18 protein-coding genes are annotated in these 25,111 nt (G+C 62.0%); 8 read left to right on the top strand and 10 right to left on the bottom strand.

Annotated features, from left to right (window positions below):
- Positions 1 to 36 precede the first annotated feature (36 nt).
- Both mutL and PLL20_06610 read right to left on the bottom strand, forming a co-directional pair.
- Positions 37 to 1,959, bottom strand: coding sequence for a DNA mismatch repair endonuclease MutL (gene mutL / locus PLL20_06615; protein ID HPD29648.1), 1,923 nt, complete (start codon positions 1,957 to 1,959; stop codon positions 37 to 39).
- Positions 1,960 to 2,106: 147 nt separating this feature from the next.
- Complete coding sequence (locus PLL20_06610; GenBank protein ID HPD29647.1) at positions 2,107 to 2,364, bottom strand: type II toxin-antitoxin system prevent-host-death family antitoxin; 258 nt, start codon at positions 2,362 to 2,364, stop codon at positions 2,107 to 2,109.
- Positions 2,365 to 3,029: 665 nt separating this feature from the next.
- On the opposite strand from PLL20_06610, the gene typA reads away from it, so the two are divergent.
- The 4 genes from typA to PLL20_06590 all read left to right on the top strand — a co-directional run bounded on the left by typA (position 3,030) and on the right by PLL20_06590 (position 8,472).
- The gene (gene typA / locus PLL20_06605; GenBank protein ID HPD29646.1) at positions 3,030 to 4,862 is read left to right on the top strand and encodes a translational GTPase TypA; all 1,833 of its coding nucleotides are present in this window, start codon (positions 3,030 to 3,032) and stop codon (positions 4,860 to 4,862) included.
- Positions 4,863 to 5,056: 194 nt separating this feature from the next.
- On the top strand, positions 5,057 to 5,488 hold the full coding sequence (locus PLL20_06600) for a hypothetical protein (GenBank protein ID HPD29645.1): 432 nt from the start codon (positions 5,057 to 5,059) through the stop codon (positions 5,486 to 5,488).
- A gap of 69 nt (positions 5,489 to 5,557) precedes the next feature.
- Complete coding sequence (locus PLL20_06595) at positions 5,558 to 6,061, top strand: hypothetical protein (protein ID HPD29644.1); 504 nt, start codon at positions 5,558 to 5,560, stop codon at positions 6,059 to 6,061.
- A 98-nt stretch (positions 6,062 to 6,159) separates the two neighbouring features.
- The gene (locus PLL20_06590) at positions 6,160 to 8,472 is read left to right on the top strand and encodes a glycoside hydrolase family 127 protein (GenBank protein ID HPD29643.1); all 2,313 of its coding nucleotides are present in this window, start codon (positions 6,160 to 6,162) and stop codon (positions 8,470 to 8,472) included.
- A gap of 543 nt (positions 8,473 to 9,015) precedes the next feature.
- Here PLL20_06590 and PLL20_06585 read toward each other — a convergent pair.
- Both PLL20_06585 and PLL20_06580 read right to left on the bottom strand, forming a co-directional pair.
- A complete protein-coding gene (locus PLL20_06585) occupies positions 9,016 to 10,464 on the bottom strand; it encodes a Gfo/Idh/MocA family oxidoreductase (protein HPD29642.1) in 1,449 nt (482 codons plus the stop codon).
- Positions 10,465 to 10,691: 227 nt separating this feature from the next.
- Positions 10,692 to 11,765 carry a ThiF family adenylyltransferase gene (locus PLL20_06580; protein HPD29641.1) on the bottom strand — a complete coding sequence of 358 codons (1,074 nt, stop codon included), beginning with the start codon at positions 11,763 to 11,765 and terminating at the stop codon, positions 10,692 to 10,694.
- A gap of 153 nt (positions 11,766 to 11,918) precedes the next feature.
- Between PLL20_06580 and PLL20_06575 the strand changes: the two genes are divergently transcribed.
- Complete coding sequence (locus PLL20_06575; GenBank protein ID HPD29640.1) at positions 11,919 to 12,623, top strand: class I SAM-dependent methyltransferase; 705 nt, start codon at positions 11,919 to 11,921, stop codon at positions 12,621 to 12,623.
- Positions 12,624 to 12,632: 9 nt separating this feature from the next.
- Positions 12,633 to 15,185, top strand: a complete 2,553-nt coding sequence (locus tag PLL20_06570; protein HPD29639.1) for a glycoside hydrolase family 38 C-terminal domain-containing protein — start codon at positions 12,633 to 12,635, stop codon at positions 15,183 to 15,185.
- Positions 15,186 to 15,208: 23 nt separating this feature from the next.
- On the opposite strand, the gene PLL20_06565 is transcribed toward PLL20_06570, so the two are convergent.
- The 6 genes from PLL20_06565 to PLL20_06540 all read right to left on the bottom strand — a co-directional run bounded on the left by PLL20_06565 (position 15,209) and on the right by PLL20_06540 (position 21,648).
- The gene (locus tag PLL20_06565; GenBank protein HPD29638.1) at positions 15,209 to 16,213 is read right to left on the bottom strand and encodes an ABC transporter permease; all 1,005 of its coding nucleotides are present in this window, start codon (positions 16,211 to 16,213) and stop codon (positions 15,209 to 15,211) included.
- Positions 16,214 to 16,227: 14 nt separating this feature from the next.
- Positions 16,228 to 17,238, bottom strand: coding sequence for a substrate-binding domain-containing protein (locus tag PLL20_06560; GenBank protein ID HPD29637.1), 1,011 nt, complete (start codon positions 17,236 to 17,238; stop codon positions 16,228 to 16,230).
- A gap of 42 nt (positions 17,239 to 17,280) precedes the next feature.
- Positions 17,281 to 19,095, bottom strand: a complete 1,815-nt coding sequence (locus tag PLL20_06555; protein ID HPD29636.1) for a sodium/solute symporter — start codon at positions 19,093 to 19,095, stop codon at positions 17,281 to 17,283.
- A gap of 173 nt (positions 19,096 to 19,268) precedes the next feature.
- A complete protein-coding gene (locus tag PLL20_06550; GenBank protein HPD29635.1) occupies positions 19,269 to 19,607 on the bottom strand; it encodes an L-rhamnose mutarotase in 339 nt (112 codons plus the stop codon).
- Positions 19,608 to 19,775: 168 nt separating this feature from the next.
- Positions 19,776 to 20,597 (bottom strand): pyrroline-5-carboxylate reductase, encoded by an 822-nt coding sequence (gene proC / locus PLL20_06545; GenBank protein HPD29634.1) that lies wholly within the window; start codon positions 20,595 to 20,597, stop codon positions 19,776 to 19,778.
- A 199-nt stretch (positions 20,598 to 20,796) separates the two neighbouring features.
- Positions 20,797 to 21,648: an SMP-30/gluconolactonase/LRE family protein gene (locus tag PLL20_06540; GenBank protein ID HPD29633.1), complete on the bottom strand. Its 852-nt coding sequence runs from the start codon at positions 21,646 to 21,648 to the stop codon at positions 20,797 to 20,799.
- 168 nt (positions 21,649 to 21,816) lie between these two features.
- On the opposite strand from PLL20_06540, the gene serA reads away from it, so the two are divergent.
- Positions 21,817 to 23,418 carry a phosphoglycerate dehydrogenase gene (gene serA / locus PLL20_06535; GenBank protein ID HPD29632.1) on the top strand — a complete coding sequence of 534 codons (1,602 nt, stop codon included), beginning with the start codon at positions 21,817 to 21,819 and terminating at the stop codon, positions 23,416 to 23,418.
- 12 nt (positions 23,419 to 23,430) lie between these two features.
- Complete coding sequence (locus PLL20_06530) at positions 23,431 to 24,780, top strand: Gfo/Idh/MocA family oxidoreductase (protein HPD29631.1); 1,350 nt, start codon at positions 23,431 to 23,433, stop codon at positions 24,778 to 24,780.
- The last annotated feature ends 331 nt before the right edge of the window (positions 24,781 to 25,111 follow it).

Genomic DNA, 25,111 nt, shown 5'->3' with positions numbered 1-25,111 from the left:
GGCCGAACAGCCCAACAGATTAACAGAAGCCCCCTGCTACACCCTCTTAAACTGCCTTTCCAGATCGCGGAGCGTGAATCGCAGCGAGGTTGGCCGGCCGTGGGGGCAGTTGCTCGAACGCTCGATGTGGTGGCGTTGGGCCAGCAGCGAGCGGATCTCGGCCGGATCGAGCGGGTCGCCGGCCTTGACCGCCGCCTTGCACGCCATCATGCTCAGCAAATCATTAATCAGCATCTCGCTCGCGGCCGGGCCCGACCGCACCGCCAATCGATCAAGCATGTCGCGAACGAACGCGGTCACCCGCTCGGGCTTGAGAATGCTCGGGACAGCGTGAACCGCGATCGTACTCGGGCCGTAGGAGGTCATCTCGAAGCCAAGCTTGGCGAGCGTATCGGCGTGAGCCTCGATCACTGCCACCTGGTCGGGGGCAACGTCGATCATGTCCGGAAGAAGCAGACGCTGCGACTCGAGCGGCCCGCGGGTGATCTCCTGTGACAACTGCTCAAAAAGAATCCGCTCGTGCAGGGCGTGCTGGTCGATGATCACCAACCCGTCGGACGTCTCGGTCACCAGATAGCTGCGATGGATCTGCAACACGGTACCGAGGTCGATGCGATCGATTTCGCTCTCGCCGGCCCGGACGGACGCCGGCGGCAGGAGGCTCGGCGGTTCGAATGATTCCAAGGCTGCGTCGGAATCTACCATCCGCGCCGGCTGATAAGCCTCAATCGGCTGCGACGGGCTATAGGCCGTGCAAACCGGCCGGCCTTCACCAAAACCCGACGGAACCGGCGGCTTGTTTCGCTTGAAGAAGTCGGCGATCGACTCGCGAATCTCCCGATGCCGCCGCTCCGCTTCGCTGTCCGGCCCTGCGACCGCCGATTCACGAGCTTCGATCAGGTCCCCGCTGAATTCGCCTGTCGGGTCGGCAATCTGCGGCGACCGCACGGCCATCAGCCCCGGCGTCAGATCCGTGTTGAGAAACCGGTCGCGAATGGCCGACAACACCTGCGAATAAAGCATGTTCGAATCGCGCCAGCGGACCTCGATCTTGGTCGGATGGACGTTGACGTCGACTGAATCGGGCGGCACCTCAAGGGCCAGGAACACGACCGGGTAACGATGAGCCTCCATCAGCCCGCGATAAGCTTCGCGCACGGCGTGGCTGAGGAACCGATCGCGGATGTACCGGCCGTTCAGGAAGAAATACTGCCAACGAGCACTCGACCGACTGTCCGATGGCCGGCCCACGTAGCCGTGGATCTTCAAGCCTCGCTCGTCGCGAACCACTTCGAGCAGACTGTCGGACATCTCCTTGCCGAAGAAATCGGCAATCCGCTCGCGCATCGACCCTGCCGGACGCAGTTGTTGCACCGGCCGTCCGTTGTGGATCAGGCGAAACTCCACCTGAGGGTACACGAGGGCAATCCGCGCCACTTGCTCGGTGATATGACCCATCTCGGTCTGTGGCGTCCGGAGAAACTTATGCCGGGCGGGCACGTTGAAGAACAACTCGCGGATTTCGACCGTCGTGCCCACGGGGCCCGAGGCGGCCGTCACCGGCTCGATTCGGTCGGCGGTCACCCGGATCTCATGCGCGGCGTCCGAATTCGGCTGCCGGGACACAATCCGCAACTGCGACACCGCCCCGATACTTGGCAGAGCTTCGCCCCGGAAACCCATGGTCCGAATGCCGAACAGGTCCTCTTCGCGGGTGATTTTCGAGGTCGCGTGCGGCTGGACGGCCAGGGCCAGATCGTCGACATCCATCCCCCCGCCGTCGTCGGCCACCCGGATGAGCTTCCGCCCCCCCTGCTCGATAGTAATCTCGATCCGCCTGGCCCCGGCATCCAAGCTGTTCTCGACCAGTTCCTTCACCACACTGGCCGGACGCTCGATCACCTCGCCGGCGGCGATCTTGTTCACCAGCAAGTCAGGCAGAACGTGTATCTGCGGCATAGGCGCATCCGTTCGCGAGTCGAGTCAAGAGAATCGGCGACACGTGGTACTACTATACGCCCTGCCGGGGATACGTTCAAACCACGGATAAGAACGCCGCCCCGAGAATCATCCAACGTTGGCAGCACCAAAAGCGGCACGACCAACTCACGGACGCCCCTCGTTGACGAGGTCTCGAACCTTCAGCCTGCCCACCGTGATACCCTTGGAGGATTTCTGCCATCGGCGAATGCTCGCCGTACGTTCTTCTGACGCCACGGACTGCTTGACCGGGACCAGCCTGGCTACAGGAGAGCCGTGACGCGTGATCGTGACCTCCTCGCCCTTCTCGACGCGTTTGAGCAACTCGTAGAAATGTACATTGGCCTCATGTGCCCCGACGATGCTCCTCCTGTGATCTGTCATGCGCGCACTCTGGTGGAGAAACCACCAGCAACTCGTCCACCTGATGCCTCGAGCCACGTCAACTCGGCTATCGGACTCACGCTGCAGCTTCAGACACTTCCCATCTGCATGGGGCGTGACAGAACCGACGAGGTGCGCCAGACGGCATACGACAGGTGATCAATCCTCTTCAGGGGGTTCCCCGCCAAGGGCGGGCTGACAGGCCGGCCGTTGTACGGCCGTACGTGTTCAGCGTGCTGGGGTCTGGCTCTTTTTGCCCAAATGCGGTTCGCGGTGCAATTTGGAGAGGTTGGCTCAGTCCGGCGGGACTCGTCGGCGACAAGAAGACGGCAAAAGTGCCTGACCCGCTGTCTTGCACGCTGAACACGTACAAGCGGTCTGCTGCCGGCTCACTTCCATGCCGGCCGGACCAACCGCAACGAGGGCTGCGGCCTCTGTCACGGACCCGGACAGCACGGGCGCTGTGCCCCCGATCTCCGAGGCATGGAACTTCGGCACGTCGACGGTATAATGACCGCCTGCAGCAGGGTCAAACCGTCCGGGCGACCGCCCTCCGCCTCGGCTTCTGACACCGACGGCTGTTCGGGTTGTTTGGTATGACTTCCTTGGGGCGTATTGGGCTGGGTTACGACCCATCATAAGAGGGGCGGCCGTAGGAAGTGACAGTGAAGCGAACCGACATTCGTAACGTGGCGATCATCGCCCACGTGGACCACGGCAAGACCACCCTCGTCGATCAGATGCTCCGGCAGTGCGGACAGTTCCGCGACGCCGAGCTGAAGGGCGAGCGCATCCTCGACTCCAACGACCTGGAGCGCGAGCGGGGCATCACCATCCTCGCCAAGAACATCGCCATCCGCTACAAGGACACCAAGATCAACCTGATCGACACCCCCGGCCACGCCGATTTCGGCGGCGAGGTCGAGCGGGTCCTGAAAATGGCCGACGGAGCGCTGTTGCTGATCGATGCCTTTGAAGGCCCGATGCCACAGACGCGTTTTGTGCTCCGCAAGGCGTTCGAGTATGACCTCAGGCCGTTGGTGGTCGTCAGCAAAATGGACCGGCCGGACGCCCGCCCGCACGATGTCCTCCACGAGACCCTTGACCTCTTTCTGGAACTCGGAGCCGATGACGAGACGGCCGACTTCCCGATCATCTACACCTCGGCCGCCGAGGGGTGGGCCTCGACCTCGCCGGACGAACACCCGGACAACATCTATGCCCTGTTTGAAATGATCCTCAAACAGGTCCCGCCTCCCGAAGTCGACATCGATGCTCCCCTTCAGATGCTGATCACCACGTTGGACTACAGCGACTACGTCGGGCGAATCGGCATCGGCCGCGTCTTCCGTGGCCGCCTGAAGGTCGGACAGCCGGTCACGGTCATCTGCCGAAACGGGGAACCCAAGACCGAGAAGATCGGCGAAATCCATGCCTTCGACGGCCTCGGGCGACGGGCCGTGGACGAGGTCACCGCCGGAGACATCTGTGCCATCGTCGGCCTGGAATCAGTGGATATCGGCAACACCATCGCCGACCCCGAGCATCCCGAGCCGCTGGCCGTCATCCGTATCGATGAGCCGACCCTGCACATGAGCTTCCGGGTCAACGACTCGCCTTTTTCCGGCCGGTCGGGAAAATTCCTCACCAGCCGCCACCTCCGCGATCGACTGGAGAAGGAACTGCAGAGCAACGTGTCGCTGCGCGTCGAACCCGGTTGCACACCCGAGGAATTCCATGTCTCCGGGCGGGGCCTGCTGCATCTTTCCGTGCTTATCGAGAACATGCGTCGCGAAGGCTATGAGCTGGCGGTCGGCAAGCCCAAGGTCATCTACCACGAGCAGAACGGCAGGAGAACCGAGCCCGTTGAGCTGTGCGTGATCGAAGTCCCGCCCAAATACGTCGGCGCGGTCATGGAACTGATGGGCGGCCGAAGAGGCATATGCGTCAGGATGGAAACGCGCGGCGAGTACACACACATCGAGTTCACTGTTCCCGCCCGCGGCCTGATCGGAGCACGCAACCGCCTGCTCACCGCCACCAACGGCACGGCCATCATGCACCACAACTTCCACCAATATGAGGATTTCCGCGGCAGCATCGCCGGTAGAACGAACGGCTCCCTGATTGCCAGCGAGACCGGAACCGTCACGGCTTATGCCCTAGACAACCTCGCCGACCGGGGCACGTTCTTCGTGAAGCCGACTGACCAGGTCTACGCGGGCCAGATCGTCGGCGAGCACTGCAAGGACAAGGACATCGAGGTGAACGTCTGCCGGGCCAAGAGAATGACCAACATCCGGGCGGCCTCGGCCGACAAGACCGTCGTGCTCAAACCGCCGCGGGAAATGACCTTGGAGATGGCCCTTGAGTTTATCGAGGAGGACGAGCTCGTGGAGGCCACTCCAGATGCCGTTCGTATCCGCAAGCGCTTGCTTGACAGCAACGCCCGAAAGCAGGCCGCCCGACGCGAGGCGGCCGGCGTCTCCGAAGCCTGACGAACAACACAATGCCGCCGAGTTATGCGGCCCCACCCCTTGCTAAGATTCCCTGCTCTTCGCCTCAGAAGCGTGGCTGCTGAAACTGCAATCTTCCTGTTGCATCCTGTCCGACGAGGTGTTAGAATCCCGCACCATCTCATCACTGGAGAAGAGATTGGCCTGGAGAATCAAAACCCAAAGGAAGAAAACCCATGAAAGCTGTCTTGGTGCTCATTGTCCTGGCGGTCGTCGTCATCGGACTGGTTTACAAGTTCGGAGGATACGCATCCTTCGATCCAACGGCTCAGGGCCGGGAAGCCAAAGGCAAAATCCAGCCCGGCATGACCGTCAAGCAGGTGGTCGACATTGCCGGACCGAACGGCAAGTTCCACAACATCAGCGTGCTGAAACAGAAGATTCGCGGGCAGGACGTGGTGAAAACCGTCAGGGGGCCGGCGATGAGTCTGAACCCCGACCAGTTGAACGCGAGGATCCAGCGTAACGAGCTGCCGAACGGCTTCACCATCGAGTATGTCTTCTCCCAGCAGGCGGCCTTCGAGGTCATCTTCGACAGCACCGGGAAGGTCACGGGCATCGAGAATGTGACAACCATGGCCGACCTGCTGAACAGTCGGGAGGATTGACCAAAAGGCCGGAGGAAAGCCGGACGCGAGGTCCACGGACCTGGCGGCCGTCAGGTCGGAGGTCTTGCCATGCCCGTTCAATTCCGACGTGATGAACTGCCCGCTGACGACAACGACGTGCGACAGAGGGTTGTCTGGGAAGCAAACGGGTCCACAAAGGTTGGCGATGTTGCGAGAGCCGTATATGCCGGGCTCTGGGTCTCCGTCCCCGGTGCCGTGGGCCTGTGCCTCGGCCTCAACCTGATAAAACGGGCCCTGCTGGCCGCTGAGGTGCTTTCGAAGGACAACGACTACTGGCGGGAGACATGGATACCCATGCTGCTGTTCTGCTTCTACGGCGGCCTGCTGGGAGCAGGCATCGCCTGGCGAGTCACCTCTGCGGTGAGCCTGGGCGGCCCGGCGATATGGCTCGCCGCCGGTGCAAGCCTCATACTGGTTCTCCTTGCCGGGATAGGCGCGTCGACCTGGTTTGTGTTCCCCGGCAACGTTCCTTCGACCTGCTGGATTGGCCTGGGCCTGCTGGTCGGTGCCGCGGTCGTCGGCGTCCACGCTGTCAACGCCTGGAATGATTGACATCTGGCCTCCAAGAGCTTACCACGCCCCTCTGGAGCCAAGACTCAACCGAGCTTGAAAGCCACGGTCTGCCAAACCACAAGGTAGGAGCTTCCATCGTGTCAAGATCCATTGCGATTCTCGTCGTGTCGAGTATCTCGGGAGTTGCCCAAGCCGCCGACGTCCGCGAGGCGCATGCGGACGTCCTGCAGCCGCTCCCCGCGGCGGACGTCAAGATCGGCGGTTACGTCGGTCATCGTCTCGACCGCAATCTTCGCGGCATCTTGATGCACAAGGATGAGAACGCCCTGCTGGAACCGTTCCGCGAGCGCGGTCCCAAGCAGAGCGCCTGGGTCGGCGAGCACATCGGCAAATGGCTCTCGGCCGCGTCATGGATGTACGCTTACTCGCATGATGAGCAGATGCTCGCCAAGCTCAAACGCGTGGCCGGCGGCCTGGTCGCGACCCAGATGCCCGACGGCTATCTTGGCACCTATGCCGACAAAGACCGTTGGACGGGCTGGGACGTCTGGATTCACAAGTACAATATGCTGGGCTTGCTCGACTATTACGACGTGACCGGCGACATCGCCGCGATCGCGGCATGCCGAAAGATGGGCGATCTGCTCGTCAACACTTTTGGCCCCGACAAACGGGACATCCTCAAGGCCGGTGAGCACTTGGGCATGGCCTCGGCCAGCATCCTGGAGCCGGTATTGATGCTCTACCGCCGAACGGAAGAACAGCGGTATCTGGAATTCGCCAATTACATCGTTGAGGCCACTGAGCGATCCGACGGACCAAGGATCATCAGCACTCTCCTTAAGGACAGCGACGTTCAAAAGGTCGCCAACGCCAAGGCCTACGAGATGCTGTCGGACATCATCGGAATGATCGATTTGCACCGCATCAGCGGCGATGACCGGCTACTGCGGGCCGCGATGGCGGCCGGCGACGACATTATCCGACACCGTCTCTACATCACCGGCGGCTGCACTTTTGGCGAGCATTTCAGAGACGAGGGATACCTGCCCAACGCGGGCCACGTGGCCGAAACCTGCGTGACCATGAGCCTGATGCAGTTCTATCACGATCTGCAGGGCCTGACCGCCGACGTGAAATACGCCGATTCGGCCGAGAATCTGATCCTCAATCACCTGCTCGCCTGTCAGCGGCCCGACGGCGAACGCATCTGCTACTATACGCCGCTGTGGGGCCACAAGTTCTACTTCGACTTCCTCGGCTGCTGCATCTCCAGCGGCCCGCGGGCCCTGGCGATCATCCCGTCGATGTACTACCTTCGATGGAGAACCTCGGCGGTGACAGCAACAGACGCGGTTGGCGTGTACATGATCGGAGAGAGTACACTGGATACCACCCTGCCCAAGGGAGCGAAAGCCCACGTCGAGCAGAGGACGGACCATCCTTTCTCGGGTAGGGTACTCATCACGGCATCCGATGCAAACCGCAAGGGATATTCTCTGTCCGTACGCATACCAACCTGCGCCCCGAAACCGACTGTTACAGTGGGCGGCCAGGTCTTGCCATTCAATCCACCGGCTTCACAGTGGCTGATCGGTGCGTTGGTAGGTGACAGTCCCATCACCATCGAGATCGACCTTCACCTGACCTGGAAGATCATCGAGGGCACCGGCGCCAACACCGGTCTCTTTGCCCTGCAGTACGGCCCGGTTGTGTATGCGTTCGATCTGGATGCCAACCACGAGGTCCCGGGAGCCATGAACTGCGCGTTCGACATGGACCTCAAGTCGCTCGCCCCGCAGTTGATCAAAAAAGACGATCGATGGACGGCCAGAGTCCACGGCCACGTCCGGCAGGCCGACGGATCGTGGAAACCGGCCGAGATCACCCTGCTCCCCTTTGCCGACGCCGGTGTGACCGGGTATTTCAGCGTCTGGCTCATCGACCGCGCCCGCTATAACCCCAACGGCATCTCGCTGTTCACCCAGGTCCACGAAAACACCTCACGGCCGGGGACCAACCGCGGCTCGTTCGCCGACAACTCGACGGCCACCTTCACCAGCACCGACAACGGCGAGAAGCGTGACCAGGACTGGTTCGAGGTCGATGCCGGCTGGCACGCCAAGTTCAACGTCATCGTCTTCCGCCACGGCAAGGCCACGCCGGCCGGCGGATGGTTCGACACCAGCAAGGGCAAGCCGAAGATCCTGCTCAAGAGCTGGCACGACTACAAGGAAGTGGCCGAGATCGCCGATTACCCGGCCACAACTGCCACCAGCCCCGGCACCCTCACCGACGGCCAGGCCTTCCGAGTGGTCATCCCCAAGGACAAGCGCGAACCGGCCTTCCGCGTCCGAGTCACCGGCACCCCCGCCGCCGGCAACAGCCCCGCCCAGAACTCCGCCAGTTGCAGCGAGATCCAGGTCTTCTACGATCCGACAATGGAATGACGCTACCGAAGTCGGGTTCATGAGACTCTGGGCGGGTGCCACTGGCGGCTTGCCCGCCAGTGTCCTCTTGTTCAGGACAAGGCCGACGCTGGAATAGAAACGGGCTACTGACAGCCTACGTGCCCCGATTACGTGTTTAGCGTGTGCGGCGTGGGCTGCTCGGCCCGGAATCCCTTCCGGGCCGCCTCGCGCGGCGGAATCCGTTCCGCGTTTGATGAGGATGAGGATAGGAATCCTCCACGCGAAAGGCCCCAGTCGGGTGGCCCACCCTTCGCAGCAGCGAAGGATGGGAGCGCGATGATCGATTACGCTGAAAAACCCGTCGAACGGCAACCGCAAGACGCCGGGCACCACCAGCGACTCGCCCGCCAGTGTCTTCCTGCTCAGGACAGGGCACGGACAGCCAAGCCGACCGTGGCGTCTTCTGGAAGATGCCCAGACTCGGGAAGCATCGGGCCGTGCAGCAAGGCGTGAGGCAATGAAAGCCCCTGCTTTCCCGATCTGCAACCTGCAATACCTCAATGCCTCCTGGCGGCGTTGAGGCTACGCCGGCACGACGAACGGCTCGCGATACTCGCGCGTCAGCATCTCGTTGGCCTTCTCGTTTCCGACGAACCGTTCGGCCTTCACGTCAAACGCCAGCTTCGGTCCGACGTGGTACTTCAACCCGTCGACCGGCACGGCGTTGTCCTTCAGATGCTCCTGGATCCTCGCGAACGTCTCGTGGGCCTCCTGGTTGTCGCCGAACGCCTTGTTCGCCGAGTCAAACGGCTGGTCGGTGCCCAGCCGATAGGAAATGTTCCCCAGGTGGCACAGCGCACTCGACAGATGCCCTTCGAGGCAGTCCGCGGTGAGATCAGTATGCTTACGGCTATAAACCGCGTTGATGAAATTGCGATGGTGATCGCCCCCGCCCCCGAACTCCTTAACCACCTTGCCGTTCAGGTCAAACGCCGCCCCGCCCTCGTACTTGGGCACCACCACGTACCCCTCGTCTCCGTAGAAGATCACTCCCACGCCCGCTCCTTTGTGTTGCTTCGTTTTCAGACCGCGACATTCAAAAAGGATCTGGCAGTCCCCATAGTCCAGCAGCGTCAGTTGCGTGTTCGGCGTCTCGCCGTCGTCCTTGTAGCCGAATCGCCCGCCCAGACACACGACGCTGTCGGCCAGCCGGTCCTTTTTCAACCCCCACCGGGCGATGTCCATCTGGTGAATCCCCTGGTTGCCGAGGTCACCGTTGCCATAAGCCCAGAACCAGTGCCAGTCGTAGTGCAGTTGCTTGCGCGTCAGCGGCACCTTCGGCGCCGGGCCGAGCCAGAGGTCGTAATCGATCCCAGGCGGGATCGGCTGTTCGCCGCCGGCAATCCCGATACTGCCGCGATCGCGGTAGCACAGGCCGTGTGCCATCGAGACCTTGCCGATTCCACCCTTATGCACGTACTCAATAGCCTCAATCATCCCTCTCATCGACCTGCACTGTGTCCCGCACTGGCAGATACGATCAAGCTGCCGGGCGACCTCAACCAGCCGCCGCCCTTCCCAGACGTTGTGGCTGATCGGCTTTTCCACGTACACATCCTTGCCCGCCTGCATCGCCCAGATCGCGGCCAGCGAATGCCAGTGGTTCGGCGTGGCGATCGACACGGCATCTATCGACTCGTCGTCGAGAACGCGGCGAAGATCCTGCTCGCACTTGGGGACCTTCTTGCCCTTCTCCTCGCACATCTTCACACCGTTGGCAAACAGGTTGGAGTCAACATCGCATAAGGTGGCGACAGTTACGTCATCCATCCCAAGGTAAGCCTTGATGTGATTCTGTCCCTGGCCGCGGAAGCCGATGCAGGCAATCCGCAACTGGTCGTTCGGCCCAGCCTTCCTCGCCCGTCTTGGCTCGGCGGCAAAGGCCCCACGACCCACGGCCACACCGCCCGCCGCAGCCGCCGCCGCAAGCATCGAATCTTCCAGAAAACGTCTGCGCGTAATACCTCTCATCGTGTGCTCCTCACAAGGCCCTTTCCAACCGCCGTTCACAATTCACTCAATGTCCTGAGTAGACTTGCACAGTGTACTGAGAAGTCGCCGACAAGCCAAAACCGCTGCCTTGGGCCGCGCCGGGCGCGATGTCCACGGCTCCGCGTGGACATGTCTTCTTACAGTCCGGGTGCCGCTGACGGCTCGTCCGCCAGTGGTTCCTCCCGCCTCAGACAACCGGCGATCGTTCACGCCCCAATGTATCTCGCGTACACCGCCCGGGCCTCTTCCGGCTTATTCGTTCCTTTGATCAGCGCCCGCCCGTCGGCGAACACCGTGATCTCATAGTCATCGACGCTCACCTTGAGCAGCAGCGGGTTGAGCTTGGGCTCGGATCGTGCCAACGGCCGCAACCTCGCGGCAAGGGCAGGCAAATCGACCGCCCCCGCCCGGCTCGGATAAACCTGCACCGCGTTCCGCCCGCAGAGTCTCACTGTCCGACTCGCGAACGCCCCCTCCAGGTATTCGAATCGCCCCTGTTTGCAGCATGGACAATCGCCCTGCTCAAATGCCTTCCGCACATCCAGCCGAGACGACCGCCCCGTCCACGCATCAAAGCTCAGCAGGCGCCGGTCCACCGCTTCCTTATGCCCGCTGAGGATCTTGATCGCTTCCATCGCCTGATGGTTGGCCACCATGCCGACGACCGGCCCGAGGATGCCGGCCGTATCGCACGTCGGGCTCATCTCCATCGGCGGCGGATCTTCAAACACGCATCGCAGACAGGGCGTCTCGCCGGGAATGATCGGCATCGACAGGCCCGTCGAGCCGACACACGCCCCATACACCCACGGCCGGCCGGTCTTGACCGCCAGATCATTGATCAGAAAACGCGTTTCAAAGTTGTCCGTCGCATCGAGAATTAGATCGGCACCCGCGGCCAGCTCGACGATATTCGTGTGACTGACATCATCGACTACCGCCTCAACCGTCACCCCACTGTTGATCCGCGCCAGTTTGCGTCGCGCCGCCTCAGCCTTGGGCAACCCTTCCCGAACATCGTCCTCATCAAACAGCACCAAGCGATGCAGATTATCCAGCTCGACGACGTCACGGTCGACGATTCGCAGGAAACCAACCCCGGCGCGGACGATGAGATTGGCCAGCGTGCTGCCCAGCGCCCCGCACCCCACCAGCAGCACGCGCGAAGCCAGCAGCCGCCGCTGCCCTTCCGGGCCAAAAGGCGCGAACAATACTTGCCGGCAATACCGATCAGCCGAATCTCTCTCCGCCGTCGTATTGCGGCTGTGGCCTTGCTCCATCACGCGTCTCGCATACCACTGCCCATGAGCAGCGCTCCGATTCCGCGACTCCAAAACTGCTATCGTATCCCAATGCACACCGCCTGCCCTTGTGTTACAATACCTCTTCCCCAATTGGCCTGCCAGAAGGGCCCGTCGGGGCGGACCATGACCATGAGCCGAACCAACAGCCAGACAACAGAAGATTCATCGGCCCTCACCGATGCCCCCGGCGGCCTCGGCCGATATGCCAAGGACTGGATGTCCGACGAGCAGGCAGCCCGCTATGTGGTCTCCCGCCGTCCGGACCGCTACAAGCACTATGACATCGAGCAGAAGCTGGTCGGAAAGTGGCTCTCCCTGTGCGCCCCCGGGGCCACCGTTCTGGACTTCCCCTGCGGGACGGGGCGATTCAATGAGTTGGTCCGCCAATGCGGCCACCGGCTGATTCGGGCCGACCGCTCGACGGCCATGCTTGCTCAGGCCCGGACCCACGGCCCCAACGACCACTCCTTGGGCAATATCTGCTGCGATCTGGCGCATCCTCCGTTCCCTGACAACAGTGTGGACATCATGATCCTCTGGCGGATCTTTCATCACCTTCGCTCGTGGGACGATCGCCGTACTGTTCTCCAGCAGGCCGCCCGCGTGGCTCGAAAGTACGTCATCATGTCCTTCTACGACCGGGCCTGCCTGACCTACTGGGCCCAGGTTTTCGCCCAGAAATGCTTTCGCACCCGCCCGAAGCTCGGCGGTGCGATCCGGACCTCGGATCTGCTCCACCTCACGGCAAGCCTCGGCCTGAGCCCGGTTGAGATCCACCACTACCGTCGGTTCATCTCTCTCAACTCGGCTGCATGCTTCCGGCTGTCACAGTGAGATCGAGACATGCACAGACAGCTCAAGCCGATCTACCTCATCCAGATGAACCACTTGGACCCGATCTGGCGACGCTGCTGGGACCACCGGTTCGAGTGCGAGGGTCGGACCTTCGCCAGTTACGCCGATCTGCAAGAAGCAATTATCAGCGACTGGATCAAGACGGCCGAACGAGGAAAGACGGCATTCGTGCTCGAGCAGACCGTCTCGCTTCGCAAGTACCTGGAGCGGCACCCCGAACACTACGGCACGCTCAAACGGCTGGCCCGTGAAAAACGATGTGAAGTCCTGGCCGGCGGCGAGGTGATTCCCGACGCCAACATGCCCCTCGGCGAGTCGCTTGTCCGCAATCTTCTCTACGGCATCCTGTGGGTGGAAAAGACGTTGGGCATCCCGGTCAACATCGGCTGCCGGAATGACGGTTTCGGCTCATCGGCTCAGATCCCGCAGATCTTCCGTCAATGCGAAATCCGCTGGTTGCCCTTCCTGAGTTACAGGACTCCGACCGGCGACTACTGGCGAGGTCTGGATGGTTCGACGCTGTATGTGCGGGCACCGCAGGCCAGGCTATTGCTCGGCACAAGCGTCAAACTGGCACCGTGCGACGCCTGCAAGGGCAAGGGCTGCGAGGCCTGCCAGGACCGCGGTTTCGATCAGAACGTCCGCGTGGAGTTGACCAGTTGGCTCGAAGACACCGGCAAGGAACCATTCGGTCTGATCAGCTTGGGCGGCGAGGAAACGCTGCCATGCATGGACCTTGAAAAGCAGGTGGCTGAGCGGGCCGTAAATGCGAACGGCATCGAGTATCGTTTCGGTATCTACCAGGACCTGCTGCCGCACGTCGCGGCTGAGCTGGAGGCCGTCGACAATCCTCCGCCCGAGCACGTAGCCGCTGATCCCGACATTGCCCTGTCGTCGGCCGGCTGCTGGGTGACGCGCATCAAGCTCAAACAGCGAAATCGCCGGGCCGAACACGCCCTTCTGGCCGCCGAGACCCTGGCGGCCTGGGCGTGGCTGCGCGGCGAACAGTACCCGACCGACCTGCTCGCTGACACGTGGCGTTCGCTGGTTTTCACACACTTTCACGACGCGATCACCGCAACGCACATCGATGCCGCCTACGCCGAGTTGATGAACCTCTACGACTGGCTCGATGCCGACACCCAGGCGTTCACCGCCCGTGCCGCTCATGCGATAACCAAGCGATCGGCCCAAAACGGCCAGGACCGACCGGCAACCATCTTCAATACGCTCAGTTGGGCACGCACCGCCCCGGTAAGCGTCGAAATCGCCGGCTGGCCGACGGAATGGGCAACCGCTTGTGACGACCAGGGCCCGTTGCCGGTATACGGCGTTGACCGGCGGCAGGACGACACGGCCGTGATCCACACCCTCGGTCGTGATGTCCCCTTGCTGGGGTCTCGCGGCATTCGCCTGTCTCCGGCTGCCCAGCCACCCGCGGTCGAGACTCTCGAAGGCGACTCGATCGAGAATGAGCGATTTCGAATCACATCCGACGAACACGGAATCACCAGCATCGTCGACAAATCAACCGGCGATGAACTCATCAGGCCCGGGATGTTCTACTCCGGCGAGTTGATCCTCGAACACGACTACGGCGACCCCTGGGCCACGCGTCGAGCCGATCATCACCGCGAGCGACTCAGCCCGCTGACCCGACGATCCGCGGTACGGCGGGTCCCCGGTGGTTGCGAGATCATCTTTGAGGGCGAGCATCCCGGCAATCCCAGCGACTTCGAAGTTGTGTGGCTCACCTGGAAGCAGCGCGTGCTTCTGCGCGATGGGTTACCCTACGTCGAGTTTGTCACGCAAGTCGATTGGGATACCTACAACCGCCGGATTCGCATCGCCTTTCCTACCACCGCTCATGGTGACGACGGTGATTACGAGATTCCGTACGGCACCGTCCGGCGAGGTCGGTACGAACCGACCTACGAGGCCAATGGTGTCAACGGCGACTGGCCCGCGATTCACTGGGCCGCACCTGCCAGCGAGGACACCCGCGCGGCGATCATCAACCGGGGCGAGTGCAGTTATCGAATCGAAGACGGCACGGTGCTGGTGTCGCTGCTGCGCAGCCCGGGCTCGCCCTGGTGCCTGCACGAGCCGCAGTTCTATCGCATGCCGCTGTTCGACGGGATGCGCGACGCCGGAAAGCACGAATTCCGGCTGGCGATGTTGCCTTTCAAGGGACCATGGCAGGACAGCGGCGTCACGCAGGCCGCTTGGAGTTACAACGCCCCACTTCCGACCGTGGCAGACTGCACTGCGGCGGTGCCCTCGATGGGACTCGGTCTGTCAGCCAAGGGAACGATGATCAGCGCGGTCAAGCGAGCCGAAGACGGCGACGCCCTGATCGTCCGGCTCTACGAATACGCCGGGCGCGGCGAAACCGCCGACCTGCAGATACCTGAGGGCTTCGCCAAAGCCCAGGCCGTCAACCTGCTCGAACGACAGGGATCACCTCTGTCCGTCAAAGACCGTTCCGTCCAGATCGAGATGAAACCGTTCAAGCTGGTGACCGTCCGCGCGGAACGATGACCATTGGGCCGATGTTCACAGTCTCACCTTTCGGTCAAACGCCGTCTGCGGAAATAATCGAGAGCCACCGCCATGACAATGATCGCCCCGATCGCGATTTCCTGGACATAGTTCTCCCAGCCGGCGAGGGTGCAGCCGTTCACCAAACTGGTCAGCATGAACGCGCCCACCAGGGTGCCCAGGATGCTGCCCTGACCGCCCATCAGCGAGCCGCCGCCCACAACGACCGCGGCGATCACCTGCAGCTCGATGCCCGCCGAGGCCGTCGGATCGCCCTCTCGCATGTTCGCAAAGGCGAGCAGTCCCGCCAAACCTGCGAAGAGCCCCCCAAGCGTGTACAGATACACCTTCTGACGATTCACGCGTATGCCGCTCAGCCTGGCGGCCAACTCGTTTGAGCCCAAAGCGAAGGTCCGCCGTCCGAAAGCCGTCCAGTTGAGCACCACCGCCGCCGCGACGCCAAGAGCCAACGTCATCCAGATTGCGGGGGCCAGCCAAGTGGATGAACCCAGAGGCTGAACGAAGCTGACCAGGCTTTCCGCCTCGTTCGGTGGGCGGACGACCTGGTTGTCGGCCAGCCGCCGCGTCAGGCCGCGGATAGCGCTCAGTGTCCCCAGCGTGGCGATAAAGGGCACAATTCGCAGCCCTGTAATCAGTAAGGCATTAGCCAGACCGCACAACGCGCCGGTCATCATCGCTACAAGCACCGCCGTCGGGCACGAGTAGCCGGCCTTCAAGGTCAGCGCCGTAGTCACCGCCGCCAGTGCCATCACCGACCCCACGCTCAGGTCGATGCCCCCGCCGATCATGATGAAGGTCATGCCGATGGCGCAGACCCCAACCTGGACCGTCTGGGCTGCAACGATTCGCATGTTGTCGGACCCGAGAAAGGCAAAATTGTCGGACTTGAGGGCGAAAAAGACGACCACCCCGAGCAGCCCGACGACCGGAGTCACCCATTTGTGCCTGGCCCAGAAATCGAGGATGACGCCCACGTTGAAGGCCGTTCTGGAACGCGATGCGACCATGAACACCGTCACCCTCACGATCCCCGCGAAACGGCAGCTTCAAGCGGGTGGAGTAACCGATAGATCTCCGGGCTGTCCACGTTCTCAGGCGTCGCCACGGCCGCCCCGGTGTCGGTGCTGGGCGGCACCGGTTTGCCCGCGAGATGGTCGAGCATCTGTTTGACGCTTTGATAGCCCATCTTGAAGGGGTCCTGCAGAACCACGCCGTCGAGCTTGCGATCCCTCAGGCCCGCGATCACGCGGGGGTTGGCGTCGAAGCCCACGAACCGAGCCTTGCCCGCAAGCTGACGATCCTCCAGGGCGATCAGCATGCCGGCGGCGCTGGTTTCGTTCGGACAGAACACGCCCTCGAACTTGCCGAGGTGGGCAGTGATCATGTTCTCGGCGGCCTTCTTGCCGCTGTTGACGTCCGCCCCCGCATACTGCGGCGGGTCGATCACGGCAATGTCGGCGAAATCCTTCTTCAGGGCGTCGAGGAAGCCCTGCTCACGTTCGCGGGTACTGGCCGAGCTTTCGGCGTAACGCAGCAAGAGAACAGTCCCCTTGCCCTCCATGACCTCGCCCAGTCGCTGACCGGCCAAGGTCCCGGCCCGGTAATTGTCCGTCCCGATGTAGCAGACGAAATCCTTGCCGACCTGCCCGGCCAGCGGCGAGTCAAAGATGATCACCGGAATCTTCGCCTGGACCGCCAGCCGCACGGGGCGTACCAGCGCCTGATCACTCAGGGGGGCCAGGATGATCCCGTCCACGCGAGAGCTGACGAAGCTCTCGACCAGGTTGATCTGAAGCTGGGTGTCATCCTCCTTGGGCGCCGATTTGTAGATGATTTCGACGTTGCCGACCTCGGTGGCGGCCTTTTTCGCCCCGGCCTCCACGGCCTTCCAGTGCTCGTGGGTCAGCCCCTTGGGAATCACCGCGAACCGCAGTCCGGAAGTCTTGCCGCCCGCTTCAGGCGAATCGGACTTGCCGCACCCGAGAACCAGCAAGCCCGCCGCCAACACCGACAATGCAGCCGCAAATCTCATTTTCACTCCCATCTGACGGCGCGAGAACCGAATTCCGCCGCGTCAGCCGAAGATGATATACAGAGCAACCATGGTGATAAACAGCAGCCCGGCCAGGAACTTGTAGTTGCCGATCCCGCGCCAGGCCTCACCCTGGAGAGCCTCGAGCGGGTGCTTCCACACCAGGGCATTGCCGGGATGATCGGCCGGCTGAGGCCGCAGCAGCGAGACAACCACCAGAACCACGGAACACACGACAAACAGATAAAACGCGGCCATCATGAAGTTCAACGACCAACCAGTGTAGTCCTTGAACCATTCGAGCAGGAATACCGTCAGGCCCAGCACCGAACCAGCAACCAGCGTGGCGAACGCCCCCTTTGCCGATGCCCGGCGCCAGAATACGCCCCACAGAAACACCACCGTGATCGGCGGGGCAATGTAACAGATCAGCGAATTGGCCCCTTTATAGATGTTCTCAAACCGCGCAATGTACGGCGTCCACAGAATCGACAGAACCATCGCAACGAACGTCACCACGCGCCCCAGTGTCACCAGTTTGTGGTCCGAGACCTGTGGACGCCACTGCCGGTAGATGTCGTAGCAGAAGAGCGTGGCAATGGAGTTGAGAGCCCCCGAAACGGTGCTCATCAGTGCTGCCAGCAGCGCCGCCGCAACGATGCCCTTGAGCCCCGTCGGAAGCAGGTGCTGAATCATGTGGGCGTAGATGTCCTCGGACTTGTCCCTCACCAGTTTCAGTTCGGTCAGGCCGGCCACCGCCCCGTCAATCTCCGCCTTGGTCAGATCGACGGCCTTGCTGAGATCTTCTCTGCTGACAGCCTTGTCTGGCCCCGCGCTGATCTTCGTCAGATGGTCGTACACCCTCTGCTCCGCCGTCGTCAGAGGTCGCGAAGCCGCTCCGCTCTCTTCCTGCGCCGCCGCCACCGGCAGCGCAGGCATCTTGTTCTGGTGAATCAGCGCCAGGCCGATCGTCCCCGGCATCACGAAGATGAATACCGGCAGGATCTTGATGAAACCGGCGAACAGCGGCCCGACACGGGCATGGTTTTCGTTCTTGGCCCCCAGGACGCGCTGAACGATGGTCTGGTCGGCACACCAGTACCACAGCCCGATCACCGGATACCCGAGCAGCACCGCATACCACGGCAGTTCGGGCAACTGCTCCGCCGTCCGCATCACGTTCAGATACACCGGATCGACGCTGGAGGCCATGCCGCTCCAGCCCCCGGCCTTCGTCAGGCCGATCAAGGTGATGGCGATGGCTCCGCACAACAGAATGATGGTCTGCAGCGATTCGGTCAGCACGACCGCCAGCAGCCCGCCGATGATCGTGTACAACCCGGTGAGCAGACAGATGGCGATGACGCTCTGCATCGTGTCAATGCCGAACATCTTGTTGAGCACCAGCGCGCCGGTGTACAGCGAAAAACCGATGTGAATGAATATTGCCGAGATCATCGACAGAAGCGCAAGCCAGTTGCGACTCGCCCGGCTGTACCGTTTCTCCAGGAAGTCGGGCAGTGTGGTCACGCCCGATCGAAGGTAGAAGGGAGCAAAGAACATCGCCAGGCAGATCAGCGTGAATGGGGCCATCCATTCAAAGCTGCCGTAGGCCAGTCCGCTGAGGTAGCCCACTTGTGCCTGGCTGACCAGGTGGATGGTCGAGATGTTTGTCGAGAACAATGCCAGGCCGATGATCGGCCAGGTCAGCGTCCCGCCGGCGAGGAAGTAGTTCTTACCCTCCGACGCGCGACGGCGATATAGCCCGGCCAGGCAGCCGATGCCGATGATCACCACGAAGTAGACGATGATAATGGCCAGATCGAGGCCCTTGATCGCCAACTGCAACGCAAGCATCAAACGTCTCCCGACCTGTCCTGGAGATCACCCCTGCCTCTCTGCACGACGGGGCGGTGCAGGTCTCACGGCATCTGAAATCTCAAATCTCAGATCTCAGATCTGCAATCTTCAATTGCCGTGTCTGGCCCTCCGGCGCGCCGCCCCTTGCTCTCCCACCCCCGCCTCTCATGTCAATCCGTGTGGAATACCTCTTCGCCGACAGCCCACCATTCGCCCTTCTCACGAATCGGCAGCGGCTCCTGCAACGGGTCGGTCAGTTTCCACCAGTCCTGCATGGCCTTGTAGGTCTTCATCTTCTCCATGTCGGCCTTGATATCCTCGCCGGTGTATTCGTAGTAGGCGAACAAGTACCACTTGTCCTTCTCGACCTCCTTCAGAAAGATCGAGTAGTTGCGGATGTTGCACTCGCGAATGACCTGCAGAACGCTGGGCCAGGTATCGGCATGCAGCCGCTTGTACTCGGGGATGGCCTCCTTCTTCACGCCGATCACCGCCCCGAATCGCTGCACCTTGCACTTGGGCTGGGCACAGCCGGTCGCGGCCAAGAAGATCAACAAGACGGACCCGATCAGAGAGGTTTTGGCGACGCTCTTCATGGTCACTCCTTCGCAATCGCAGCGAGTTATGGACGCAGTACTATCAGCCAAGAGCCGGAAGCTGACGGCCTCGGTGTCACGCTAATTCTTTCCCAACTCCTTCGCCCGATCGAAGGCTGCCAGCACGGCCTCGCGAATGGCCTTGTCCACTCCGGCGGCATTCATGGCATCGAGTGCCGCCTGGGTCGTGCCGCCCTTGCTGGTCACCTTGCGTCGAAGCTCGGCCGGCGGCTCGCCGGTCTCCAGCATCATCCTCGCAGCTCCCAGGCATGTGTGCGCGGCCAGCTTGAGGGCCTCTGCCTCGCTCAGCCCGCAGGCCACCCCTCCGGCAACCATGGCTTCCACGAAATAATAGAAATAGGCCGGCCCCGAACCCGATATAGCCGTGACCGCGTCAATCAGCGACTCGTCCTTCACCACTACGCTCGCCCCGCCGGCATCGAACAGCGCCTGCACATCGGCCACGTCTTGAGCAGTCGCAAAACGACCCGGACAGACGCCTGCCACGCCCGCGCCGACAAGAATCGGCAGGTTGGGCATCACCCGGACCACCCGAAGGTTGATCTGCGGAAAGAGGGACTCCACCCGACCGGTACTGACGCCGGCCATGATGCTGACGATGAGCTGATCCTGCCGCACATGATCCGCGAGCGGCGTGATGGCCTCGGCGAAGCTCTGAGGCTTCACCGCGAGGACGATGCGTTGAGCCTCCGCCACCAATTGAAAGCTGTCCCGGACCGCCGCGACACCGAACTTCTGAACCATCAGTTCTCTTCGCTGCTCAGCCGGGTCATAGACTGCAAGCCGGCTGCTCTTGAAAAGCCGGTTCCCGACCGCGGCGGAGATGATCCCCTCGGCCATGTTTCCCGCGCCGATGAAGCCGTACTCGTATCGTCGAGGCACTGACACACCCTCGCCGGCAAGTTCCAAGAACTCAACCTGACAGCCGTCCGCTCAAACAAGACTCCAAGCGTGGCACATTGTACCGGGCATCACTTGGTTCTCAACGTTCGATCAGGAATGGCGCCAGAAAACCTGCCGGCCTGCGGATCGGCGGAGCGGATATGCGCGTCAAAACACGCCCGTGACGAAGAACGACCGATTACTCGCTGGCCACCGCCAAGTGATGCAACGGCATGCCCGGGACGCCGATGTCGTACCGCCAGACTGCGTTTGTCACGGTTTCCGTGACGAACAGAGAAGCCGCGTACTTCGATCCCGGCGGACCGAAACAGCAGTTGGTCGGGTTGTCTCCGGGAGTCACGAGCCGGCCGATCGGCCTGCCGGACGGATCAACCACGTAGACACAGGCTGAGCCATACCAGGCCACGTACAGATTGCCGTCTTGGTCAAAACACATGCCGTCCGGTCCCACTCCGCCCGAAAGCTGACAGAAGACGTGGCGACTCCCGAGCGTTCCGTCAGGCCGCCGCCGGTAGCGGTAGACCCGGTGTGTCAGCGTCTCGGCCACGAGGACGGCCGAGCGGTCGACCGTGATGTTGATCCCGTTCGGATACGCGAGGCCGGAGTCGACCTGCAGAATGGTCCGGTCGGGCCGGACGTAGTAGACCGCCCCGATCCGGTTTTCGAGCGAGCTGCCATCCGGGTCCGTGAAATAGAAGCCGCCGTCGGCGTCAATGGCCACATCATTGGGCCCATTAAACGGGTGACCCTCATAAGATTCAGTAAGGGCTGAAATAATGCCCTCAGGTGAAACCCGGACAATCGCCTTCCGCTTGCACTCACAGCAGATGTAATGGCCGTCGGCGTCGAATTGCCCGCCGTTGGGACCCGGCGTCTCGGCCACCCGGGTTTTCTTACCGCTCATGGTGACTCTGGAGATAAAGCCACCGTGAAGATTGACGACCCACAGGCGGCCTTTCGGATCGAATGCCGGCCCCTCGCAAAACTTGAAGCCGCCAGCGACTTTCACAGGCTCTGCGTTCAGGTTCACTTCGTCTCCTTGCTGCTCCGGCGTCAATCTCTCCGAGTGAACAAATGGTAATCGGTCGCCTTTGGGGCACAAGGGGGCCGGCACGTGACGCGGACGGGAATCTCGCTAGAATGCTCGCCTGACACGGTTCTTGTCTCGAACGAAATGAACGAAAGAGGTGACACTTACATGATCAAGATCCTTGTTGCCGATCCTCTCGCGAAGGAAGGCATGAAGAAGATCCAGGAAACCAGCGGCATCGAAGCCGACGTCAAGACCGGGCTGAAGGAAGATGAACTCGCCGCCATCGTCGGCGAGTACGACGGCATGATCATCCGCTCGGGCGTCAAGATCACCGCCAAAGTCTTGGCCAACCCGGGCAAGCTGCGGGTGATCGCACGCGCGGGCGTCGGTGTTGATAACGTGGATCTCCAGGCGGCCACGAGGGCCGGTATCCTGGTGATGAACACGCCGGATGCCAACACCGTGAGTACGGCCGAGCAGACCATGGCCCTGATGCTGGCTCTGTCCCGCCATGTTCCCAAGGCTGATGCCCACGTCCGCGAGAAGAAATGGGATCGCAAGGCTCTCACCGGAACACAGTTGGCCGGCAAGACGCTGGGAATCATCGGCTTGGGGCGCGTGGGCAGCGCGGTGGCTCGCCGGGCTTTGGCCTTCGATATGAAGGTCATTGCGTACGACCCGTTTTTCTCCGGGGAAACAGCGTTGGACGGACAAGTCATTCTTTGCCGCACGCGGGAGGAGGTCTTCGCCAAGGCCGATTACCTCACCCTTCATACCAAGCTCAGTGACGAAACGAGGCAGATGATCAACAAAGAGAACATCGCCAAAATGAAGAAGGGGGTGCGGATCATCAACAGCTCCCGCGGCGGCGTGATCAATGACGCAGATCTGGCCGAGGCCCTCAAGAGCGGTCATGTGGCCGGGGCGGCCATCGACGTCTATACGACGGAGCCGCCGGCACCCGACAACCCGCTGCTGACGGCTCCAAACACGGTACTGTCCCCCCACCTCGGGGCTTCGACGGAAGAGGCACAGTTGCAGGTAACCCTCGACGCGGTTGAGATTCTGCTCAACTATCTGCTCAAAGGTGAAATCCGCTGGGCCTGTAACGTGGCCGGCTTGCCGCCGCAGCTCACCGCTCGCGACAAGGCCTATCTGGACCTCGCCCAGCGAATGGGGGCGATCCTATCGCACGTCGGTTCGGGAGTGATCGAGACGGTGAGCGTCACCACCCACGGCGAGTCTTTGGAGCCTCTGCTGGGCACCATTCAGAAGCAGATACTCATTGACGTGCTCAGCCCCCATTTCACCTCGCGGCTGAACATGATCAACGTAGACAGCTTCGTGAAAGAGCGCGGTATCAAGCTTGAGCAGACGGCCGACCTGACAGCCAGCGCCGTGACGGACAGCGTCACCGTGGAGGTGAAGACGCGGGACGGCGCCCACGAGGTGACCGGGGAGGTCTTCCTTGACGGCAAACCCAGGATCATGGCGATAAACGGCTATCAGATGAACCTGAAACCCGAAGGCCCCATGGTTCTGATCTTCAACGACGACCAACCCGGCGTGATCGGCCTGGTAGGCACCGTCTTCGGCAAGAACGGGATCAACATCGCCGACATGATGCTCTCTCGGCGGGACAACACGGCTCTCATGGTTCTCAAGCTCGACGAGGCGATTCCGTCCAAGGTGCTGCAGGACCTGGAGAGCCACAAGCCGCCGATCCAGCGTGTTCTGCCGGTAACACTGCCGCCCATTACGGTATAGAGAGGACTTGACATGAATCGTCGCGAGTTGCTCAAGGCCGGCGTAGTCGGATCGATCACATCCGCCTTCGGCGGTTACTTCGTCCAGGGCGCGGAACAAAAACCCTTACGCGTGGGGCTCATTGGCACCGGCTGGTACGGCAAGTCCGATCTTTTCCGGCTCATCCAGGTTGCCCCGGTCGAGGTCGTCTCGTTGTGCGACGTCGACAAGAGGCTGCTCGCGGAAGCGGCGGACCTCGTCGCCGCCCGTCAGGCCTCGAAGAAACGGCCTCGCACCTACGGCGACTATCGCGAAATGCTCAAAGAAAAGGATCTGGACATCGTTCTGATCGGCACGCCCGATCACTGGCACGCCCTGACCATGATCGCGGCGGTCGAAGCCGGGGCTCATGTCTACGTCCAGAAGCCGATCAGCGTCGACGTGGCCGAAGGGGCGGCAATGGTCGCAGCCGCGCGTAAGCAGGGCCGCGTCGTCCAGGTCGGCACCCAGCGTAAGAGCACGCCGCACCTGATCGACTGCAAGAAGAACGTCGTAGAGGCCGGCCTTCTGGGCAAGGTTGGTCACGTGGAGGTGTGTTGCTATTTCCACATGCGAGCGAACGGCAACCCGCCGGTGCAGCCCGTGCCGGACTACCTCGATTACGAGATGTGGACCGGACCCGCGCCCCTGCGGCCGTACGACGGCATTCCCCACCGCCGTTGGTGGCGAACCTTCATGGAATACGGCAACGGCATCGTCGGGGACATGTGCATCCACATGTTGGACACCGTCCGCTGGATGCTCGGCCTGGGTTGGCCGAAGCGCGTCTCGTCCGCCGGCGGCATCCTCGTCCAAAAGGACGGCAAGTCCAACATCAGCGACACTCAGACCGCCACGTTTGAGTACGACGGTCTGAACGTCGTCTGGACGCACCGTACCTGGGGGCACGCTCCTGATCCCAAGTACCCGTGGGCCTTGATCATTTACGGCGACGACGGCACCCTCAAGGCCAGCACCATGAGCTATGACTTTTATCCTGCGGGCAAGAACGAGCCCAGCATCCACAAGGACGTGGTCTACGAGCGCGAGCAATACCCGGAGGATCTGACCGAGAAGGACATCGAGTTGAACGCCGCGCCGGCCACTCGGTTGCACATGAAGGACTTCTTGAACGCCATCGCCACACACGGCAAACCCGTGGCCGACATCGAGGAGGGCCACATTTCCACCGCTTCCTGCATCCTGGCCAACATCGCCATGAGAGTCGGGCGCACACTGGCCTGGGACGCCGCCAAAGGACAGGTGGTCGGGGATGACGAAGCCAACCGCCTGCTCAAGCGGGCCTACCGGACACCGTGGGTACATCCGGCGGATAAGACATAGGACGGTCAGGCACACCCGTCCGGTTCAGGCCCGTGGGCGCGTTCGGGGGGCGCGGGGGGCGCCGTCGGGCCCCAGGGCATAGCACCTAAAAGAGTTATATAGAGCCTATATACGCCTTATTAGTCTTATGCCTGGCGGCGGCGCGGCGGCGGGCGAAGGTTGGGACGGGGCGGGGGGATTTGAGATTTGAGAGGGGGTTGAGGGGTGCGGGGTGGGAGTTGGGGGCTGCCGATTGGGAGTCGGCGGGTTGGGGGTTGGAGCGAGGGAGGGGTTGGGCTCGTTCGGCGCGGGGGGTGTGACAGTGGGCTTGGGGGGATTTGAGATTTGAGAG

This window comes from Phycisphaerae bacterium (assembly GCA_035384605.1).
Classification (GTDB): Bacteria; Planctomycetota; Phycisphaerae; order UBA1845; family PWPN01; genus JAUCQB01.
The sequence above is the reverse complement of the archived record's forward strand: the minus strand, read 5'-3'. Positions and strand labels throughout refer to the sequence as shown.

Coding starts and splice junctions, on each gene's coding strand:
- mutL (HPD29648.1), bottom strand. CDS start 1,959: ATGCCGCAGATACACGTTCTGCCTGACTTGCTGGTGAACAAGATCGCC.
- PLL20_06610 (HPD29647.1), bottom strand. CDS start 2,364: ATGACAGATCACAGGAGGAGCATCGTCGGGGCACATGAGGCCAATGTA.
- PLL20_06600 (HPD29645.1), top strand. CDS start 5,057: ATGAAAGCTGTCTTGGTGCTCATTGTCCTGGCGGTCGTCGTCATCGGA.
- PLL20_06595 (HPD29644.1), top strand. CDS start 5,558: ATGCCCGTTCAATTCCGACGTGATGAACTGCCCGCTGACGACAACGAC.
- PLL20_06585 (HPD29642.1), bottom strand. CDS start 10,464: ATGAGAGGTATTACGCGCAGACGTTTTCTGGAAGATTCGATGCTTGCG.
- PLL20_06580 (HPD29641.1), bottom strand. CDS start 11,765: ATGGAGCAAGGCCACAGCCGCAATACGACGGCGGAGAGAGATTCGGCT.
- PLL20_06575 (HPD29640.1), top strand. CDS start 11,919: ATGAGCCGAACCAACAGCCAGACAACAGAAGATTCATCGGCCCTCACC.
- PLL20_06570 (HPD29639.1), top strand. CDS start 12,633: ATGCACAGACAGCTCAAGCCGATCTACCTCATCCAGATGAACCACTTG.
- PLL20_06565 (HPD29638.1), bottom strand. CDS start 16,213: ATGGTCGCATCGCGTTCCAGAACGGCCTTCAACGTGGGCGTCATCCTC.
- PLL20_06560 (HPD29637.1), bottom strand. CDS start 17,238: ATGAGATTTGCGGCTGCATTGTCGGTGTTGGCGGCGGGCTTGCTGGTT.
- PLL20_06555 (HPD29636.1), bottom strand. CDS start 19,095: ATGCTTGCGTTGCAGTTGGCGATCAAGGGCCTCGATCTGGCCATTATC.
- serA (HPD29632.1), top strand. CDS start 21,817: ATGATCAAGATCCTTGTTGCCGATCCTCTCGCGAAGGAAGGCATGAAG.
- PLL20_06530 (HPD29631.1), top strand. CDS start 23,431: ATGAATCGTCGCGAGTTGCTCAAGGCCGGCGTAGTCGGATCGATCACA.